Source organism: Haladaptatus sp. CMSO5 (assembly GCF_036689885.1).
Classification (GTDB): domain Archaea; phylum Halobacteriota; class Halobacteria; order Halobacteriales; family Halococcaceae; genus QDMS2.
Genome location: NZ_JBAHVW010000001.1, coordinates 770,274 through 787,709, shown reverse-complemented (window position 1 = coordinate 787,709; position 17,436 = coordinate 770,274). Strand labels below are relative to the sequence as shown.

Annotated in this window: 20 protein-coding genes; 8 read left to right on the top strand and 12 right to left on the bottom strand. The window is 61.1% G+C overall.

The window, feature by feature from the left end; genetic code table 11:
• Window positions 1-31: 31 nt before the first annotated feature.
• Together V5N12_RS04250 and V5N12_RS04245 are read left to right on the top strand one after the other, a co-directional pair.
• Window positions 32-712 carry a TIGR00266 family protein gene (locus tag V5N12_RS04250; RefSeq protein ID WP_332897911.1) on the top strand — a complete coding sequence of 227 codons (681 nt, stop codon included), beginning with the start codon at window positions 32-34 and terminating at the stop codon, window positions 710-712.
• Window positions 713-765: 53 nt separating this feature from the next.
• A complete protein-coding gene (locus V5N12_RS04245) occupies window positions 766-2,250 on the top strand; it encodes an LVIVD repeat-containing protein (protein ID WP_332897910.1) in 1,485 nt (494 codons plus the stop codon).
• A gap of 5 nt (window positions 2,251-2,255) precedes the next feature.
• On the opposite strand, the gene V5N12_RS04240 is transcribed toward V5N12_RS04245, so the two are convergent.
• Genes V5N12_RS04240 through V5N12_RS04230 form a run of 3 tightly spaced genes read right to left on the bottom strand, consistent with a single transcriptional unit; the run spans window position 2,256 to window position 4,204 of the window.
• A complete protein-coding gene (locus V5N12_RS04240; RefSeq protein ID WP_332897909.1) occupies window positions 2,256-3,635 on the bottom strand; it encodes a DUF402 domain-containing protein in 1,380 nt (459 codons plus the stop codon).
• Window positions 3,632-4,006: a DUF7532 family protein gene (locus tag V5N12_RS04235; protein ID WP_332897908.1), complete on the bottom strand. Its 375-nt coding sequence runs from the start codon at window positions 4,004-4,006 to the stop codon at window positions 3,632-3,634. Before V5N12_RS04235 ends, V5N12_RS04240 begins: the two co-directional genes overlap by 4 nt.
• A gap of 45 nt (window positions 4,007-4,051) precedes the next feature.
• Window positions 4,052-4,204, bottom strand: a complete 153-nt coding sequence (locus tag V5N12_RS04230; protein ID WP_332897907.1) for a hypothetical protein — start codon at window positions 4,202-4,204, stop codon at window positions 4,052-4,054.
• Between the two features lie 115 nt (window positions 4,205-4,319).
• Here V5N12_RS04230 and V5N12_RS04225 point away from each other — a divergent pair, with 115 nt between their 5' ends.
• A complete protein-coding gene (locus V5N12_RS04225) occupies window positions 4,320-5,354 on the top strand; it encodes a PrsW family intramembrane metalloprotease (protein WP_332897906.1) in 1,035 nt (344 codons plus the stop codon).
• On the opposite strand, the gene V5N12_RS04220 is transcribed toward V5N12_RS04225, so the two are convergent.
• Window positions 5,351-5,926 (bottom strand): riboflavin synthase, encoded by a 576-nt coding sequence (locus V5N12_RS04220; RefSeq protein WP_332897905.1) that lies wholly within the window; start codon window positions 5,924-5,926, stop codon window positions 5,351-5,353. The two genes, V5N12_RS04225 and V5N12_RS04220, sit on opposite strands and share 4 nt — an antisense overlap.
• Window positions 5,927-6,009: 83 nt before the next feature.
• Between V5N12_RS04220 and V5N12_RS04215 the strand changes: the two genes are divergently transcribed.
• Complete coding sequence (locus V5N12_RS04215) at window positions 6,010-6,249, top strand: DUF7533 family protein (RefSeq protein ID WP_332897904.1); 240 nt, start codon at window positions 6,010-6,012, stop codon at window positions 6,247-6,249.
• Here V5N12_RS04215 and V5N12_RS04210 read toward each other — a convergent pair whose 3' ends face one another.
• From V5N12_RS04210 to V5N12_RS04195, 5 genes are all read right to left on the bottom strand, one after another.
• The gene (locus V5N12_RS04210) at window positions 6,250-8,085 is read right to left on the bottom strand and encodes an ATP-dependent helicase (protein WP_332897903.1); all 1,836 of its coding nucleotides are present in this window, start codon (window positions 8,083-8,085) and stop codon (window positions 6,250-6,252) included.
• A gap of 73 nt (window positions 8,086-8,158) precedes the next feature.
• Window positions 8,159-8,317, bottom strand: coding sequence for a DUF7563 family protein (locus V5N12_RS17130; RefSeq protein ID WP_442904954.1), 159 nt, complete (start codon window positions 8,315-8,317; stop codon window positions 8,159-8,161).
• A 99-nt stretch (window positions 8,318-8,416) separates the two neighbouring features.
• On the bottom strand, window positions 8,417-8,596 hold the full coding sequence (locus V5N12_RS04205; protein WP_332897902.1) for an HVO_0416 family zinc finger protein: 180 nt from the start codon (window positions 8,594-8,596) through the stop codon (window positions 8,417-8,419).
• Between the two features lie 125 nt (window positions 8,597-8,721).
• Window positions 8,722-10,221: a carboxypeptidase M32 gene (locus V5N12_RS04200; RefSeq protein ID WP_332897901.1), complete on the bottom strand. Its 1,500-nt coding sequence runs from the start codon at window positions 10,219-10,221 to the stop codon at window positions 8,722-8,724.
• A 48-nt stretch (window positions 10,222-10,269) separates the two neighbouring features.
• Entirely contained in the window at window positions 10,270-11,337 is a 1,068-nt protein-coding gene (locus V5N12_RS04195; protein ID WP_332897900.1) for a M20 family metallopeptidase, read from the bottom strand.
• A 105-nt stretch (window positions 11,338-11,442) separates the two neighbouring features.
• Between V5N12_RS04195 and V5N12_RS04190 the strand changes: the two genes are divergently transcribed.
• Both V5N12_RS04190 and V5N12_RS04185 read left to right on the top strand, forming a co-directional pair.
• Window positions 11,443-13,299 carry a PINc/VapC family ATPase gene (locus V5N12_RS04190; RefSeq protein WP_332897899.1) on the top strand — a complete coding sequence of 619 codons (1,857 nt, stop codon included), beginning with the start codon at window positions 11,443-11,445 and terminating at the stop codon, window positions 13,297-13,299.
• Window positions 13,300-13,509: 210 nt separating this feature from the next.
• Complete coding sequence (locus tag V5N12_RS04185; RefSeq protein WP_332897898.1) at window positions 13,510-13,944, top strand: ester cyclase; 435 nt, start codon at window positions 13,510-13,512, stop codon at window positions 13,942-13,944.
• Between the two features lie 105 nt (window positions 13,945-14,049).
• Here V5N12_RS04185 and V5N12_RS04180 read toward each other — a convergent pair whose 3' ends face one another.
• Window positions 14,050-14,328 (bottom strand): MarR family transcriptional regulator, encoded by a 279-nt coding sequence (locus V5N12_RS04180; protein WP_332897897.1) that lies wholly within the window; start codon window positions 14,326-14,328, stop codon window positions 14,050-14,052.
• 88 nt (window positions 14,329-14,416) lie between these two features.
• Here V5N12_RS04180 and V5N12_RS04175 point away from each other — a divergent pair, with 88 nt between their 5' ends.
• Together V5N12_RS04175 and V5N12_RS04170 are read left to right on the top strand one after the other, a co-directional pair.
• A complete protein-coding gene (locus V5N12_RS04175) occupies window positions 14,417-14,716 on the top strand; it encodes an EMC6-like membrane protein (protein ID WP_332897896.1) in 300 nt (99 codons plus the stop codon).
• 2 nt (window positions 14,717-14,718) lie between these two features.
• Window positions 14,719-16,533, top strand: a complete 1,815-nt coding sequence (locus V5N12_RS04170; protein ID WP_332897895.1) for a ribosome biogenesis/translation initiation ATPase RLI — start codon at window positions 14,719-14,721, stop codon at window positions 16,531-16,533.
• Here V5N12_RS04170 and V5N12_RS04165 read toward each other — a convergent pair.
• A complete protein-coding gene (locus V5N12_RS04165; protein WP_332897894.1) occupies window positions 16,521-16,829 on the bottom strand; it encodes a hypothetical protein in 309 nt (102 codons plus the stop codon). The genes V5N12_RS04170 and V5N12_RS04165 overlap by 13 nt on opposite strands.
• A 55-nt stretch (window positions 16,830-16,884) precedes the next feature.
• Complete coding sequence (locus tag V5N12_RS04160) at window positions 16,885-17,406, bottom strand: archaemetzincin family Zn-dependent metalloprotease (protein ID WP_332897893.1); 522 nt, start codon at window positions 17,404-17,406, stop codon at window positions 16,885-16,887.
• Window positions 17,407-17,436 lie beyond the last annotated feature (30 nt).

Below are 17,436 nucleotides of genomic sequence, written 5' to 3'. Positions count from 1 at the left end.
CTTAGTGGAGGCGAACTAACACGTAGGTGTAATGCACCACGAAATCGACCACCGCCCGTCGTTCGCCCTCGTGACCGTTCACCTCAATGCAGGCGAGGCAATCGTCACCGAAGCGGGTTCGATGGTCAGTTACACAGACGGCGTCGAAATCAAGACCGCGGCGAACGGGGGGATTCTCGGGTCGCTGAAGCGTTCGGTCCTCGGCGGCGAGAGTTTCTTCATGAACACGTTTACCGCGAACACCGCCGGGCACGTCACGCTCGCTCCACCGCTTCCCGGCGACGTGGTGAACCACGACATCGAAGACGAAACGCTCTACGTCCAGTCGGGGTCGTTTCTCGCCGCAGACCCGAGCATCGACATAGACACGAAGTTCGGCGGCGGGCGGACGTTCTTCGGCGGTGAAGGCCTGTTCTTGCTCAAGCTCACCGGGACGGGTGACACGTTCCTATCGAGCTACGGTGCGATTCAGGAAGTCGAGTTGGACGCAGGCGAGAAATACATCGTTGACACCGGCCACGTCGTCGCCTTCGAGGAGACGGCGAACTTCACGGTGAACAAAGTAGGCGGCCTCAAGTCGACGCTGCTGAGCGGCGAAGGCCTCGTCGTGACGTTCACCGGTCCCGGACGCATCTGGATGCAGACCCGGAGCGAAGACGCGTTCCTCTCGTGGCTCATTCCGCAGTTGCCCACCAACAACAACAGCAACTGAGCCACGAGTAACCTGACCAAAACCATCATATATGTAACGAGTTTACATGGGGCATGCGCCGCAGACAGGTCCTCCAGGCTGCAGCCGCAGGCGCCGCCCTCCCTCTTTTCAGTAATATCGGCACTGCACAGGAATCCGGCTATGCACCGATTGCGCGCCTCGACCTCCCTCGTGCAAAGGAAGTCGTCGTGAGCGCCGACGGCGAAACCGCCTATGTGGCCCTGACCAACGGCTTCGCCATCGTGGACGTGAGTAGCCCCGCAAACCCCACGGTGCTCGCAGAAGAACTGGGGTTACTGAGCGACGTTGAGGGTGGGCCACTTCGTGGTATCTACGACGTGAAAATAGACGGCGACACACTCCTCGTCGCCGGGCCGGCGAACCCCACGGCGAGTCAGAACATCAACGCACTCGTCATCTACGACGTCTCAGACCCCGAAAATCCGACCCAGCGCGCTGTGTACGAGACGAACTTCTTCCACCACAACGTCTACCTCGAAGGCGACACCGCCTACCTCGGCGACAACGAACACGCAGACATCGATACGAGAAGAAACGAACTCGTCATCGTTGACGTGAGCGGCGAACCGGAAGAAGTCGGCCGCTGGTCGATTGCAGACCACGACGAGCGGTGGGCCGACATCAACACGAGCGTCTGGACGCTCCACGACCTCTACGTCAAAGAATCAATTGCGTATCTCGTCTTCTGGGATGCCGGGACGTGGATTGTCGATTGTTCTGACCCGGCGAACCCCGAGTATCTCGGCAACGTGCGGACGCCAGACCCGGACGAACTCGCCCAACTCACCGACGACCAGTTCAGACAGATGGTGTTCGAGCCGCCGGGCAACGACCACTACGTCACGGTCAACGACGACGCGACGGTGATGGGCGTCGGCGGCGAGTCATGGGACGTAGACGCCGCTGACGATACGGGCGGGCCGAGTGGCATCGAACTGTTCGACATTTCCGATAAAACCGCGCCGGAGTCGCTCGCCATGATAGAACCGCCAGAATCCGCAGACGCCACCTTCCAAGGGACGTGGACCACCTCGCACAACTTCGACATCACGGGCGACCGCCTCTACACCTCGTGGTACCAAGGCGGCGTGAAGATTCACGACATCGCAGACCCGGCCAGTCCCGAGGAACTCGCGTGGTGGCGCGAACCCGACGAGACGAGTTTCTGGACGGCACAACTCGCCGTTTCTGGTGAGTTCTTCGTCGCAACCAGCCACGAAAATCCGAGCGCAAGCGGGGCCAACCCAGCCAACGGCGCGGCCCTGTACACCTTCCCCGACCGGGCGGGCGAGCAAGCAAATCCGCCGTCGTTGACGGAAACGGAAACCCCGACGGCGACGCAAACTGCGACGCAGACGACGACCACCCAAACCACGACCCAGACCACCACGACGACGCAATCGACCACCACAACAGAAGAGACGACAACCGACACCTCCGGTCCGGGCTTTGGCGTGCCCGCAGCGATTACCGGAGTTGGTCTGGGCGCGTGGCGCTATCTGCGGCGAGAAGAGTAGTCTGATTAGAGCGCGTTTTCGATGGCGCTCGCGACGCGTCGCGCTTTTTCTGCGAGTTCGGGTGAAATGTGTCCGGCGGAAACGGCGTCGTCGAGTTCGTCGTCATCGACGCGCTCGACCGTTCCGTCTGCGTGTTTGATGACATCGACGTGTAAGTCCACGTAGCGAACGCTGTCGGGGAACAGTTCGACCGGCGTGCAGATGTTGACGTAGGTGCCCCGGCGCTCGCCGTCCTGACTCTTGTACACCGTGGGATACCACCACTTGCCTTCGGTGAACTTCGTGACCGCCACGTCTCCGGCGCGCCGGGGCACGTCTAAGGCGTCGTAGGAGCCACCGGGCGACATTTCGCGGGTCAGAGTGATGCGCTGTTTGTCTACGTCTCGGTCGGTGACTGTTCCTGACCCAAGCGTGATGAGGCGTCCCTCCGGTTTGCCGTGACCAATCGCCAGTCGGTCGCCCGTCAGCGGGCCGAACTGCCGAGTGACGGCGGCGAAGGGAAAGCCCCCGCTCGGGTCGCAGATTGCCTCTGCGAAGTCCACGGCGGCGCTCGCGCGACGGTCTGCGGCCTTCGTCCGGTGGTGGCCGGGCATCGTCGTCGTCACGGCGCGGCGGTGGTCGTCGAGCGCGAACCGGGAGTCGCGGCCGAACCAAGCCCAGCGCGTTGCGTCGCCCGCGTAGTGCAGGTGCGGAGCGTCGTCGTCGGGTGCGGGTGCCGACGACAGCACCTGCTCGATGGCCGTTGCCTGCTCGACCGCTCCCGAAAGCGCGTCGTCGAGGGCGTCGAGGCTGGCGTCGTCTGCGTCCCGTCCCCAGCTTACGTACCAGCCCTCGGGTGGGTCGGTCGGGAGCAGGTCGCCAAGGGCCATCGGGCGGGTTCCGGACGGTTTGCTGCCTCGGACGAGAGTGACGAGGCCGCCCATCACTCTGATGCGGGTGTCAACGACCGGCCGGTCGTCGCTCCACGGGGCGGCGGGGTCGCGCACCTGTACGCGGAGCGCGTCGCCTTCTTCGACGCGGTCGTCAACCTTCGAGTACGGGAGAAAGGCGTCACGGTCGCCCACATCCACGATTGCGCCGCTCTTTTTTGTCTCCATCACGACGGCGTTGCAGATGGCCCCCCTCGGGGCTGGGTCTGCCCACGAGAACGTGTCGATAGCCACCGAAAGCAGGTCTGTGAGGGCGAAAACGGCGTCCTCGGTACCGATTACCGAAACGCCTTGGCGGTCGGCGGTGGTCTCGACGGTTGCGTCGTATTCGGCGTGGGAGAACGATTCGTCAAACCGGTTCTGGATGGGTTCTGAGGCGAGCACCACGTCGTGGCCCGCCTCGTGGAGCAGGTGGGTGATGGCGGTCGTGTAGATGCCGCGGACGCGGACGTTCATAGCGCGTCGCGCGAGGTGGCAAAGCGGACGCGGTCGTGCACCGTCGCGCCGAGATTCAGTTCGACCACGTCGTCGCCAAGGATGCGCCCGCCTTCGACGGGGACGCCCCACGAGTCAAAGCGGAGGTAGCCGCGGATGTCCGCGCCGTGGGTGAACAGGTCGCAGTAGGACACGGTGTGTTCTGGAAAGTCGTCGCGGCTGTGGGCGAGATCCATGTCCGAGTAGACGGTGTCGTGTTCCTCGAAGAAGGCGCGGAGGCGATCTGCGTCAGCCTGCGTCGTCTCGACGATATTGCGAGAGACCGCTTTCAGGTCGTCGAGCGAGAGGCCAGCGTCACGAAGCGCCGCCTGCGTTCGCTGGTCGAAGTGCATGCTCCACGGTTGGGTGGGCGGGATTGAAAATAGCGCGGTCTGTGCTCAGTCGTCTGCGGGGGCGGCCGTCGGGGTGTCGTCGGTGACGGTCGGGCGCTCTTCGGCCGTCGTCGGTGCGTGTTCTTCGGCTGTGGTCCGTCGGTCGGTTTTCGGTGGGGCCGTGTAGAGCAGGCCTCTGCTCGTGCTGTACCGTGTCATGACCCAACACTCGGCACGAAGGCAGTGATAAAACTACCCCTAACACCTGTATTAGGTGTTTGAAGGAGGGCTAGTAGGCAGAACAATTAGGGTCGGGGATGGCATACATCGGTGCATGACGGATAGACGCGACCCGATTCAGGCGCGCGCCGACGGGTCACAAGATCTCTACGATGTTGCGACGTGGGAGGTGCGGTCTCGGCTCGACCGCGTTGCAGTCTCCATTTTCCGCGGGCTCAAGTTCTCCCTTCGTGCCATCGTCTTTCTGATGGCACTGATCATCTTCGTCGCCCAGTTCGCCCTCGGTGGTGTTGGTGCGATTACCGAGCCAGCCGTTGGCGCACTCGTCGTGCTCTCTGCACTCCCCGCCCTTGGGCTTGCATGGTACGTGCGACGCGAAGATGCGACGAGCGAAGAGCCACTCGAACTCATGGTTGCGACGTTCGTCCTCGCCGTGTTGTTCGCGGGCTTTGCGGGCATATTGAACACCTACGTCGGCAACGGCGTCCAAGCCATCGGCTCCGGCTTTGGCACCATCCCCGTGCTCGGCCTCGTGTTCATGTTCTACCTCGTCGTTGGCCCCGTCGAAGAGACTGTAAAGTGGCTCGCCATCCGACTGTATGCCTATCGCTCAGAGCGCTTCGACGCGGTCATTGACGGCGCGGTGTACGGCGCGATAGCCGGACTCGGCTTCGCTACCATCGAAAACGCCCTGTACATCACCCAGAATCTGAACGCCGCCTTCCTCGCGAGCGGGAACATCGTGGGCGCAGGCTCCGACATCACCGCCGTGCGCGCGCTCGCCGGGCCGGGCCACGTCATCTACTCTGCATTCGCGGGCTACTACCTTGGCCTCGCCAAGTTCAACCCCGAAAATCGCGGGCCAATCGTCGTGAAAGGCCTGCTCATCGCCGCGCTCATCCACGCAACCTACAACACGCTCGTCACCATCGTCCCCGACCTCATCAGCGTGCTCATCCCGAGCGTCTCGCCGTTCGTCGTGTTCCTCGGCTTCGTCATCGTCTACGATGGGTTCTTTGGCTACATCCTCCTGCGAAAACTCCGCCGGTACAGCCACACCTACCGCGACCTACACGACACGCCCGACGCAGGCGAGATGAAAGTCGAGAAAACAGAATACGACGCCTAAAGCAACTGTTCTACGTACTTCGCGATGACGTCCACTTCGAGATGGACGCGGTCACCGACCTGTTTCTCTGAGAGGTTCGTGAGGTCGTAGGTCGTCGGGATGATGGCAACCGTAAACGAGTCGTCCTCACGCGAGGCGACCGTGAGCGAGATGCCATCGACGGTAATCGACCCCTTCTCGACGACGTATTTGGCCGAGTCTTCGGGCAGCGAAATTTCGAACTCCCAGTCGTCGCCGAGCTGGTCGATGCGGCGAATCTCGGCGGTGCCATCGACGTGCCCTTGGACGATGTGGCCGTCAAAGCGCCCGTCTGCGGGCATGGCGCGCTCTAAGTTGACCACGTCGCCTTCTTCGATGGCATCAAACGCGGTGCGCGAGACGGTTTCTGTGAGGAGGAACACGGAGAACCAGCCGTCGCCAAATTCTTCGACGGTGAGACAGGCTCCGTTGACGCTAATGGATTGGCCGTGGTGGAGGTCAGTAAAGGGCGCGCCGAGTTTCAGCCGTCGGCCGCCGTCGGTGTCGGTGACGGCGAGTACGTCACCCGTCGTTTCGACGATTCCGGTGAACATAGGGGCAGATAGGGAGGGGAAGCGAAAGAATCCCCCGCCTTCAGCCGAGGCGTTTTTGCACGCGCGAGCGAAACACTCTTCCAATGGGAAAGGGCATCCTCGGAACCATCCAGTTGGCTATCGCACTCGCCTTCGCCATCCCCGTGGGCTTGCTCGGCCTCGATATGCTCACGCGAGGAGAGCATCTCATTGGCGGCGGCTTCATCGGCCTCGCGATTCTGATGATTGCAATCGAGGAGTACATCACGACTCCTGGCGACCTGCCGGGGATGGCCGCAGAGAAGGTCGCAGGCGCAGTGGTCAAAGAGAAAGACGACGAGTAATCAGTCGGCAGACAGCGGGTCTGTGGCTTCTTCGAGCAGTTCTGCGAGCGGCTTTTCGACCGGACGGTTGTGGAGCAACACGTCAATCGGGAGCGTCGGCGCGCCGTCTACGAGATTTTCCATCATGACGAGGCGTTCGCGCGCACGGCTCATCCCGACGTAGAACACACGGCGTTCGTTGTCGGTCATAATCGGAATTGGACTCGTGCGCTTTGTGAACTCGATGCCCTCGGGGATGCGCCCCTCTTGTTCGAGGAGCGCGGCCATCTGTTCGACGACCTTCTCGGTGAGGTCGGTGGCGACGAACACGTGGTCTGCCTCACGACCTTTCGCGGAGTGGATAGTGCCCACACGAACGTTCTCGCGGTCTAAGTGCTGGTAATCACCCGCGAAGTAGGCTTTGAGCGAGCGCTTCTGGAAGGACGTCACTTTCCGGAGCATGTCTGCGGCGGACACGGGCGCGGGAACGAACGGCGCGAATTCGCGGATGAAATCCGGCTCGAATTCGAGATTCGTGAGGTCGTCTTCGTCGTGTTCCTCTTTTGCGTCCTCGATGGCCTCGAACAGCGAATCGCGGTCGTTCGTGCCGAACGCCGAATCCGCGAGCATGTTGGCGAGTCGGCGCGCTTGCAACCCATCTACGTTCTCGCCCGCGTCGATGGCTTCGACCGCGGTGACGTACTGATAGAGGCGGTCGGTCCACATGCGCTGGTCGGTGAGAACGCGAAACGGAATCCCCTCGTCAATGAACTCGTCCATGAACTGGAACATCTGATAGCGCGCCCGGAACAGCACCATGATGGTACCCTCCTCTTTTTCGATGGTGCGCCGGAGTTCGCGCACGAGGTCGAGCATGGAGGGCGAACTCATCGCTTCGACGATGCCGCCTTCCTTCCGCGGCCGAAGCTTCTTCTCCTGGCGCTCTTCGATGTGGCGAATCTCGTGTTGGACGACGTTCAGAATCTTCGACGGCAGCCGGTAGGAGTTCGGGAGAATCACGTCTTCGCCCTCCTCTTCGAGCAAGAGTTTCGGGTCTGCGCCCTGCCACGCGTAGACGACCTGGTCGTCGTCACCCGCGATGAGGACGTGTTTCATGTGCTGTTTCCACTCCTCGTACACCGCGTACTGGAGCGTCGTGATGTCCTGGAACTCGTCGATGACAAGGTAGTCAACGCTCGGAAGCAGCGACCGCTGGTGGACGCGTTCGAGCATGTCGGCGAAGCCGACCTTGTTGTGCTTGCCCTTGTAGGACTGCCACGCGCGGATGGCCTCGGGGATGTCGATGCGCTTGTCGTCAGACGGCCACGTCGGGGTGTACTTGTTCCCCTCTTGGGCGTTCGGGTCGATATCCGGTGGGAGGCGGACTTTCTCTACGTTCCACTGGAAGGGAACGTCGTACCAGTCTGCCACCTCGCGGCGGGTGCGCTGGAGCCACTGGCTCGTGGCGATGATTTTGTTCCCAATCGTGGTCGAGCGGGCGGTACGGCGGCGGGAACTCGAATATTCGTCTTCGAATTCGAGGCCGTACTCCTCACAGAACTCCTTTTTTTCCTTCTCGCCCACCACGTCCTTGCGCGAGAGGTCGAGCAGTTCGTAGGCCTTTGCGTGCATGGTCGAGACGTTACCCTGGAGCGACCGCGGGGTGACATCGAGGCGCTCTGCGAGGCGTTCTCGAATCTCTGCTGCTGCAGCGCGGGTGTAGGAGACAACGAGCACGTCGTTGATTTCGACACCCTCCTGTGCGAGGATGTCCTCAACTTCGTCGAGAAGTGCCGTCGTCTTCCCGCTCCCCGGCCCCCCAAAGAGACGAGTGACCGTGGGTTCGGCGTCAGTCATTGTCCATGTGGTAGAGACGGTGATGGATAAACCTCTGGGTTAGCCTCCAAAAGCCCGCGTAGAAGCCCACAGACTACGGATTTCGGGGCGAACGGGCGTCCCGAACGGACGCGCCCTCTCTGATTTTGTCGGTACATCGCGGGCAGACGCGAGGGTCGCTGATTCCAGTTGGTGAAAAAACGCGGACGTAGGCGTCGGTCACGAAAGAGCCGCAGTTCTGGCATTCAGGCATATTTCTCATTTATCGTTATGGAAATAATACAATAAATCAGTATCCCTGATAGCCGGTATCAACGGCGCATCTGTGCAAAAAATGAATCAGCGACGAGGTCTACGCGGTTCGCGGGGACCAACCGCATACCGAACACTCCGTTGCTCCTGTATCGTGGAGGCCCATACACTCTGGGCACTGGAGTTTGTTATAGTTCTGCTGCCATCCAACAACAGCAGTTTCGTGGCCACGTTGCGAGAGAAACTCGTCGAATACAGTGTCGTTCGGTGCTGAGGCCATACATGGTATGCTATACCACGACAGTACTTAGTGTTTCTGGCTTTGACAGTGTGAAGATGGCAGCCGAATAACCAGACAGATGTAACTATTGTGGGCGAAAAACGGGAAAACGAATAGTTTGTGGCTCAGTCGAGGTCGTACAGGTCGCTGTACTTTTCGGTGGCGTAGTCGATAAAGTAGTCGGCCGTGTACTCCTCGCCAGTCGCTTCCTCCACGAGGTCGGGCGTGGTGTAGCGCTTGCCGTGGGCGTGGACGTTCGTGGTGAGCCACGAGTGAAGGTCGTCGAACGAGCCCTCGCGCACCTTGTCGTACACGTCCGGGATGGCGTCTTCGACGCTCGCAAAGAGTTGGGCGGAGAGCACCGAACCCAGTGAGTAGGTCGGGAAGTAGCCGAAGCTGCCGTGACTCCAGTGGATGTCCTGCAGACAGCCTTCTGCGTCCGTCTCGGGGCGGATGCCGAGGTACTCTTCCATCTTGTCGTTCCAGACCTGTGGCACCTCTGAGACCTCGATGTCGCCGTGGATGAGCGCTTGCTCGATTTCGTATCGGAGTACGATATGCATGTGGTAGGTGAGTTCATCCGCCTCGACGCGGATGTAGTTGTCATCGTAAACCCGGTTGACGGCGCGGTAGGCGTCGTCCGCGCTCGCGTCGCCAACCTGCGGGAAGCGGTCTTTGAACGACGGCAGGAAGCGCTCCCAGAACGCCCGCGAGCGACCGATGTGGTTCTCCCAGAGGCGCGACTGGGACTCGTGGACGGTGAGGTCGCGGGACTCCCCAAGTGGGGAGCCGTACTTGTCCTGTGGCAAGCCAAGCGTGTAGGTTGCGTGGCCGAACTCGTGGATGGTCGCGGTGAGCGCGTCGATTGGGTCGGCTTCTTTGAAGCGCGTCGTGATGCGCGAGTCGAACTGCGTCCCCGTCGAGAACGGATGACTGGAGGAGTCGAGGCGGCCACGATTCCAGTCGTACCCAAGCAACGAGAGCGCGTCCCGGGAGAGTTCGTTTTGGGTGCTCGTGTCGAACGTTCCGGCGAACGGACGCGGTGGCTCTACGTCGCTTTCCCCGACGGCTTCGATGAGCGGGACGAGGTTGTCACGGAGCCGCGAAAGGACGCGGTCTGCGGTGTCGAGTTCGAGGTACGGTTCATAGTCAGCAAAGAGGACGGCGTACGGATCTTCGTCCGGGTCGATGTGGGCTGCGTACTCGCGCTTTAGCTCCACCATCTTTTCGAGCGTCGGCGCGAAGGCGTCGAAGTCGTCGTTGGCCTTTGCCTCCTCCCAGACGGGCAGCGCCTCTGAGGTGGCAATCGAAATCTGTTCGACCAACTCGGTCGGGACGCGTGTCGCCCGGTCGTACTGGCGGCGAATCTCGCGGACTGCGGAGGCTTGCTCGCCTGAGACGTTCCCCTCGACCGAACCGAGCAGGTCGCCAATCTCGTCTGCGGTGAGCAGTTCGTGGCTGGTTGCAGAGAGCGCCGAGAGTTGGCGCGACCGCGCACCGGTGCCGCCCGGCGGCATCATGACCTGCTGGTCCCACGAGAGCAGTTGGCCCGCGTCCTGCAGGCCGGAGATTCGGCGGTACTTCGAGAGAAGGGCGTCGTACGCATCGGGTGTGTCCGGTGCCATACTGGAACAAGGAAGCCGCCGCCTATCAATCCTCTCACACGAGGTGGCTCAGACCGATTCGGCTACCTCGCGGTAGATTGCTTCACACGTTTCGAGCGTCGCGATGGAGACGCTCTCGTCTTTGGTGTGGGCCTCGCCCTGTTCTGCCGCCCCACAGATGACGCAGGTCGTCCCGGCCTGTGCGAGCCAGCCCGCGTCGGTAGCGTGGGGTTTCGTGACCTGTTCTGGGCCGACGTTCTGTGTGTCCTCGGCCGCCCGGAGCACCAGAGCGGCGAAGTCGGCGTCGTCGCAGGCCATCGGCGGTAAGTCCTGGTCTACGGCCCACGAGACGCCTTCCACGTCCTCGACCTGTTCGAGCGGCGCGTAGCCGCCGGGAACCGTGCGCTCGTCTACGGTCACCGAACAGGACGCGGGGATGACGTTCCAGCCGCTGCCGCCCTCGATTTCGGTGACGGCGACGCTCCCCGTCATGTCGTGGCCGAGCACGGTCGCGGTCGGGAAATCGAGGTCGCGCACGATGTTCACGGCGTCGCAGGCGCGGTAGATGGCGTTCTCACCCGACTCCACTTCGCTCGCGTGGGCGGCTTTTCCCGCCGCTGTAATCGTACTCCCACGGCGGCCTTTGTGGGCGACCGCCACGTCCGTGACGCCCGCGGCAGAGTACCCGGTTGAGCCTTCGCCGACGATGGCAAAGTCGGGGGCGAATCCGTCGTCGATGGCGGCGCGTGCGCCGGTGCCGCCGACTTCTTCGCCAACGAACGAGGCGAACACGAGTTCACAGGAGGGGTCGGCGTCACGGAACGCCACCATGGCGGCGGCGACGGCTCCTTTCATGTCTGCTGTGCCTCGGCCGTAGAGCCGGCCGTCGCGTTCTTCGACAACGTACTCGTCGCCGTTGAGTTGGGAGGCGTCGGGGGCGACCACGTCGTGGTGACCAACGAGCGCGAGCGAGCGGTCGCCCGACCCTTTTCGGGCGATGACGTTGCCTGTGTCGTCTCGCGTGACGGCGGCGTCTGTTTCTTCGCGGAGCCAGTTTTCGATGAAATCTCCGGCGGCGGTTTCGTCGTCGTGGCTCGGAATCGAGACGAGGTCGCGGGTAAGGGCTGCGACGGTCATGAGCAAAGAGTTGCGGGCGAGGGCCTTACCTCTCAGGGGTTGTGCGCGTCCACGCGAGACCGCCTGTTGAACAGTCTTATCAGGGTTCGCGGGCGTACCTCTGGTATGAATGTCGTACCGGATACGAGCGTGGTCATCGACCACCGCGTGTCCGAACGAGTCGAAAGCGGCGAGTTCGCTGGCGCGACCGTCTACGTCCCGGAAGCTGTCGTTGCAGAACTTGAGTCGCGGGCCAACGACGGCCACGAGAGTGGCTGGGCAGGCCTCAGCGAACTCCAAAAACTTGCAGAGTTAGCCGACGCCGGTGAGGTGACCATGAAGTACGTCGGACGACGACCGAGTACCGGCGAGCGAAGCCGTGCCAAACAGGGTGAAATCGACGCGCTGATTCGTGACCTCGCGGCCGAGTACGACGCCACGTTCGTCACGAGCGACGTCGTCCAGAGCAAGGTTGCGAAGGCGAAAGGCCTCGAAGTCATCTACTTAGAGCCGACCATCCGGCAGGTCGGCACCCTCGAAATCGAGGAGTACTTCGACGACCAGACGATGTCCGTCCACCTCAAAGTGGGCGTCCGTCCGATGGCAAAACGCGGCTCTGTCGGCGAGATGTCTTTCGAGAAAATCCGCGACGATGTGCTCACGCAAGGCGAACTCCGTGACATGGCGGCGGAAATCGAACACGGCGCAGAGGACGACGAAGAAGGCTTCGTCGAACTCTCAGAGCCGGGCATGACCATCGTCCAATTCCGCGACTATCGGATTGCGATTGCGTCCCCGCCGTTTTCCGACGCACTCGAAATCACGGCGGTCCGGCCAATCGTCAAGACGACGATGGACGACTACGACGCCGCAGACACCATCAAAGAGCGCCTGCTCGAACACCAGCGCGGCGTGCTCATCGCCGGGGCTCCCGGGGCGGGGAAGTCCACCTTCGGCCAAGCCGTCGCCGAGTTCTTAAACGACACCGGCTTCGCCGTCAAAACGATGGAGAAACCGCGTGACCTGCAAGTCGGCCCCGAAATCACACAGTACACCGAACTCGCCGGGTCGATGGAGAAGACTGCGGACTCCTTGCTGATGGTGCGCCCCGACTACACCATCTACGACGAAGTGCGCAAAACGAGCGACTTCTCGGTATTCGCGGACATGCGCCTCGCCGGGGTTGGGATGATTGGTGTGGTCCACGCGACCCGCGCCATCGACGCCCTCCAACGCCTAATTGGCCGCGTCGAACTCGGCCTCATCCCACAGGTTGCAGACACGGTCATCTACATCGAGGCCGGACAGGTGGCGAAAGTGTACGACGTGACGACGGAAGTCAAGGTGCCGGAAGGCCTCATGGAAGAAGACCTCGCCCGGCCCGTCATCATGATTCGTGACTACGAGACGGGCCAGCCCGAGTACGAAATATACACCTTCAACCGGCAGGTCGTCACCGTTCCCGTCGGCGCGGGTGGCAGCCGCGACAAGGGCGTTAACAAACTCGCAAAGAAGGAAATCGAACGCGAGATTCGCTCCATCGCCCGCGGCCACGTTGACGTGGAAATTAAGAGCCAATCGAGTGCCGTCGTGTACGTCGAAGACCGCGACATCTCCTACGTCATCGGCAAAGGCGGCGGTCGCATCCAAGACGTCGAAGACCGCCTCGGCATGAGCATCGACGTGCGGACGCTAGACGAACGCCCAGAAGAACACAACGAGTCCGGAAAGGGAACCCAGGCAGGCACCCCGAAAGAGACCAGCGACGTTGTCACGCCTGAGATCTCCTCGCGCCACGTCGTCATCCCCATCGGGAAGGACCGGGCCGGAGAGACCATCGAAGTCCAAGCAGACGGCGAGTACCTGTTCACTGCAACCGTCTCCAGAGGCGGCGACATTCAGGTGTCGCGCGGCAGCGCAATCGCAGAAGAGTTAGAGCGCGCCATCGACCACGGCCAACAGATTTCGGTCATCTCGTCGTAACCTGTTATCGGCAGAACCTTTTTCGCGGTGAGCTCAATTTGAAAGCGTGGTTTCGAGCCGCGCGAGAGCGGTTGGTTCGGTGGTTGAAGACGGCTAGCGAACCGGATCGAACGAGCGAATGGTTAACACGATTTGCGACCAATATACTACGTGAGCTCGAGACAACTGGCTGCAAATATCGGCCGAATCGAGCTCACAGAGAGGTTGGTCATGGCAACAATAGCTGGACTTGAGAAGAACAAACAGATTGCGCGGCGCTTCCCCGAAGAGATCGCCACGGAAGGAAACGTAGCACTAATCGACGAGTACTGTGCAGCCGACATTATCGATCACAGCCCATTCGGAGACGTAGAAGGGCGCGATGCGGTAAAGAAACAAATCGAAGAATTGCGCACTGCATGGGCTGATTTCTCGGCGACGGTCGAGGAAGTCATCGCCGAAGGAGACATGGTGGCGATGCGCGTGACGCTCCGTGGAACCCACGAAGGGGCGTTCATGGGGCTCGAGCCGACGGGCAAGCGGTTCGAGGTTCAGAACATGGTGTTTACCCGTATCAAAGACGGGAAAATTGCAGAACGGTGGGTGCAGCCGGATACACTCGGCATGATGCAGCAACTCGGTGTGGTCGACCTTCCGACCGAATGACCGGATTGTAAGCGCTCAAACACCACCGTTACAGTGTTCCTTTTTCCTAACACAAGATACAGCCGCGGCTCAGTGTTCAGAAGCACAAAGAAAGTAGGTGTGGAGTTAGTCGTCGCAGACAGCCGGGTCCGCACCGCCATCTGCCGCGATAAGTTCTGACGGAATTTCGTAGAGGTTCTGTCGTGCGTCTGCGAAATACACATCTTCGCTCACTGCGCCGATTTCTTCGAGCCGTTCGAGGGCGTATCGGACGGTGCGCGCAGAGAGCATCGACTCTTGGACAATTCCTTTCTGCGTCAGCGGCCCGTTGTATTCGAGCACTTTAAACACCAGCTTCGCGCTCGGTGGAAGGTCAGAGAGCCCCTCCCCAGTAGTTTCAGCCATTACTATAAATGACTGTGGCGCTGGAAGCATAAAGATTGAGGGCGCACGAACGAACGCCTTTTTACGCTCCATAGCCGAACACTGCTGTATGGCAACCGAAACGCTCGACCGCCGTAAAGCCCATATGCGTGGGGTTACGGTCACGTCGGTCTCGGCACTCGCGGGGGTGGCCGGTGCTATCATTTCCGCGATGGTCGCGACCGGACCACAGGACACGACGGCAGTGTTCGCCCTCGTTGGTGCAATCTTGGTGCAGCTGCCGCTGTTGCGCCTGCTCGGCATCGACGTACAGGACTTCTCGACGAAGGACTACCTGTACGTGGGCTTCATGACCTTCTCGCTGTGGTTCGTTTCTTGGACGCTCCTGTTGCAAGGCCACGTCTTCTAAACATGGCGGATGACAGCATCGCGGTCGTGGACTTAGACCGGTGTTCACCCGACCGCTGTAACTACGAGTGTGCAAACTACTGCCCGCCAAATCGAACGGGCAAAGAATGCATCACCCAACGCGGCGAGGACACGCTGCAGGGCAAACCGGACCAGATTCGTATCTCAGAGGAGATATGTCTCGGTGAGACCTGCGGTATCTGCGTCTCGAAGTGTCCGTTTGACGCAATCGAGATTATCAACCTCCCCCAAGAGCTCAACCAGGAACCGACCCACCGCTACGGCGAGAACGCCTTCTCGCTCTACGGCCTGCCGGTTCCAGAAGAGGGCCGCGTCACCGGGATTCTCGGACCGAACGGGATTGGTAAATCGACCGCCGTCAAGATTCTCTCCGGCGAACTCGAACCGAACCTCGGCCAGTTCGGCAATGCGCCCGGCTGGGACGCCGTCATCGACGAGTATCGCGGCACCGAGCTACAGGATTTCTTAGAAGACCTGCGCGAAGGCGACCTCACGGTTGCCCGCAAACCGCAGTACGTAGACCAGATTCCAAAGACGTTCGACGGGAACACGCGCGAACTGCTCGAACGTACCGACGAACGAGGCGTCCTTGATGAACTCGTAGACCGCCTCTCGATTCGCCCGGTGATGGATCAGGACATCGACTCCATTTCTGGGGGAGAACTCCAGCGCGTCGCGCTTGCGGCGACGCTTGCCCGCGACGCCGACTTCTACTTCTTAGACGAGATTACGCCGTATCTGGACATCGGCCAGCGCATGACCGCCGCGCGCCTCATCCGCGAACTCGCCGAGGAAGAGAACCGCTCGATGCTCGTGGTCGAACACGACCTTGCGATTCTCGACATGCTCGCAGACACCCTCCACATCGCCTACGGTGAACCCGGGGCGTTCGGTGTCATCACGAGCAACAAATCCGTGCGAAACGGCATCAACGAGTACCTGCAGGGGTATCTCAACAACGAGAACATGCGGATTCGCCCGAACGCCATCAAGTTCGAAGAACACGCGCCACGGGAAACGGCGAAAGGCGACCTGCTCGTCTCGTACCCCGACCTGAAGAAATCCTACGGCGACGGCGAGTTCAGCTTAGAAGTCGAAGGCGGGAACATCTACAAGAGCGAAGTGCTCGGCATCGTCGGGCCAAACGGGATTGGGAAATCCACGCTCGCACAGCTGCTAACCGGCGACCTCCAGCCAGACGAGGGCGAACTCGACTGGCGGATGGACATCTCATACAAACCGCAGTACATCGAAATCGACCAGCCGATGCGCGTCGACGTGTTCCTCTCCTCTATCACCGACGACTTCGGCTCGTCGTACTGGCAGACGGAAATTGCGGGACCGCTCCAACTCGACCGCATCATGGAGCAGAACCTTACGGACCTCTCGGGCGGGGAACGCCAGCGCGTCGCCATCGCCGCGTGCCTCTCTGAGGACGCAGACCTCTACCTGCTCGACGAACCGTCCGCCCACCTCGACGTCGAACAGCGGGTTCGCGCGACGACGGCGATTCGTCGCTACGCCGAGAACCACGACGCGACGGTCATGGTCATCGACCACGACATCTACATGATCGATCTGCTCGCAGACCGCCTGATGGTGTTCGACGGTGAACCGGCGATGCACGGCCACGCCGCGCCGCCACTCGAAATGCGCGAGGGGATGAACGAGTTCCTCTCGAATCTCAATATCACGTTCCGGCGCGACGAGCGCATGGGTCGTCCGCGCATCAACAAACTCGACAGCCAACTCGACCGCGAACAGAAGAAAGCGGGCGAGTACTACTACGCGCCCTGAACCTGCAGACTCGTTTTTCGCCAGTGGTCGATTACCACGATGCCTCCCCTGACCAGCGTGTAGAGCGCCACGTTCGCGGTTGCGGCCTGGAGGACGAGTGGGAGGAAGAACTGTTGTGACTCACGAGCGAGTCTGAACAGTGGTTCGAAGTTGAGCGTCAGCGCAAGGGGTTCGACTATCCACGTAACGATGTTCAAGACGAGATAAATCACGAACCAGAAGCCGAGGATGCCGCCGATGACGGCCCCCTCGCGGATGGCCCACCGTGCGCGTGAGCGGGGACTGTGTGTAACCATTGCGACTGATGGCACTCCGAAGTGGGTGATAGTGGTTTCGAAAATGTATCTCGTTCTACAGAACTTGCCGCTGGCAGGTGCCACACAGGTTCTGTTCTTTCACGTCGACCTCGCGCACCGTGGGCGAGAAGTTCATGACGCATCGGCTGTTGTCGCAGTGTTCGAGACCGAGGGTGTGGCCGATTTCGTGGACGACTTCCTTGCGGACGCGGTCTGCGAACACGTCTTCTGAGGAGCGATTCGAGAAGCCGCCGTCGGAGGAGGTTTGGAGGCGGTACGTCGAGATGACGCTGCCGTTGCCAGAGAGATAGGCGAGGCCAAAGACGTAGTTACGCCGACGATAGTAGAGGTCTTGGGCGGTGATGGCGATGTTCTTGTTCCCCGACCCCACGCGGCTGGCGAGTTCGATAAAGTCCTCGGCCCGGTACTGGTTTCGGCTCGAGTCGAAGGCGCTCTCGGGGATGTCGAGAGCGTCGTGGAGCGTGACGTCACAGCCATAGACAGACCGGAGCCCGGCTGAGGCTTCACGCTTGACCAGCGCCGGCACCTCGCCGACCGGCACGATGTCGACGTGCATGGCAACACATTTGTCTGCGTCAATGATAAA